The following is a 1,517-nucleotide window of genomic DNA, read 5'->3' on the forward strand; positions in this document are numbered from 1 at the left end:
GTGCCATGGAGGCGAGCGAGAGAATGATATTAAGGACAAAGCCGCCCGTGATCGGCCAGCCGGACGCCGAGCCAGTGAGAAGCAGAGGAAGCCGCACCAGCACGCGGCTCCAGTGCGCCGAGCCGCCCGCCGCGGCATCGACCCCGATCCAGACGACGACGCCAAAGGCGATCAGCAGCAGAACGGCGCGCTTCTTTCCCTCATAGGAGAGCATGGAGCCCGCGATCAATGCTCCCTCCCGTAACCTGGGAAGGCCATGAAGGCCTCAAGCCTCGCCATTGCGAAGCTGAGAATGGACACCAGCACCACGTATATCAGGAGGACCAGAATCATGACCTCCAGCGTGCGAAACGTGTCATTGTAGATCTGTCCCGCGTAGTACATCAGTTCCGGCACGGTGATGACGGATGCCTGCGACGTCGTCTTGAAGAGGTTGGTCAGGATGTTCGTCAGTCCCGGCAGGCAGATGCGCGTGGCGATCGGCGCCTCGATGCGCCAGAAGCGGGCCCATCGGCCGTACCCCAGTGACCGCGCCGCATCGATGATCGACCGCGGCATGGTTTCGATGCCCGAGCGGAAGGCCTCGATCGCCAGCGCCCCGCCGAAGAGACTGAGCGAAGTCGCAGCGCAGGCAAAGGCACTGAGAAGCGGAACCGATAATCCCGTCGACGGATCGGTCACCCTGAGGCCGAGGGTTGAGAGGGTGAAATAGGCAAACAGCATCTGCAACAGCGGCGGCGTGTTGCGGAACACCTCTACGAACAACTCGATCAGGGCATCGAGCCAGAAAATCCGCAGCGTGAGCCCGAGAGCCCCGAGCATGCCGATGAGGATGGCGGCACTCGATGAGAGCGCCGCCAGCTTCAGCGTGTTGACGAGACCGGTCAGCAGCCATTGCTGGTACGCAGGATCCGCGAGCCAGGAATAATCGAGACCGAACAAAGGCCGCTCCGTGTCCGTCAGTTCTTCTTCGCAGCCGCTGCCTTCGCCCGCGCCGCAATGTAGTCGGAGTGCGGCATGCCGAACTCGGTCTCCCACGCGATCAGCTTGCCTTCGGCCTCGGCCTTCCCGATGGCCTTGTCGACGGCTTCGTGGAATTCGGTGTCTCCCTTGCGGAGGCCGCCCGCCATCGGCTGGAATTCATAGGGTGCCACCGCGATCTTGTAGCTTGCCCAATCGGGCTCCTTGAGCTTCTGCTGAAGCGTCATGTCGTCAAAGACGAAGCCGATGCAACGATTGTCCTTCAGCGCGCGATAGGCTTCCGGCTGGGTCTTGAAGGCCACGAGATTGATGCCGAACTCCTCGGTCATCTTCTTGTTGTAGTAGGAGCCCTGGATGCCGCAGACCGACTTGCCCTTCAGCTCTTCCCACTTGGAGATCGTCGCTTCCTTGGCCGCCAGCACGGACGGGCCGGCAGCGGAAACGTATTCCGTCGTGAAGTCGATGACCTTGGCGCGTTCGGCCGTGACGCCGAGCGTGGCAAAGATCGCATCGATGCGGCCGGCGGTCAGGAATTC

The 1,517-nt window shown here is 62.0% G+C and carries 2 protein-coding genes and 1 pseudogene; all 3 read right to left on the reverse strand.

Translation table 11 applies throughout. The features are described 5' to 3' along the window. Positions 1-229: pseudogene (locus ACXJL8_RS40725) on the reverse strand (amino acid ABC transporter permease); the annotation flags it as partial. Then, a complete protein-coding gene (locus ACXJL8_RS40730) occupies positions 226-942 on the reverse strand; it encodes an amino acid ABC transporter permease (RefSeq protein ID WP_456623324.1) in 717 nt (238 codons plus the stop codon). The pseudogene ACXJL8_RS40725 and the gene ACXJL8_RS40730, both read right to left, overlap by 4 nt. A 17-nt stretch (positions 943-959) precedes the next feature. Further along, positions 960-1,517, reverse strand: a 558-nt coding sequence (locus ACXJL8_RS40735; protein ID WP_456686999.1) for a transporter substrate-binding domain-containing protein, incomplete at its 5' end; no start/stop codon positions are given.

Source organism: Bradyrhizobium sp. P5_C11_2 (genome assembly GCF_054049755.1).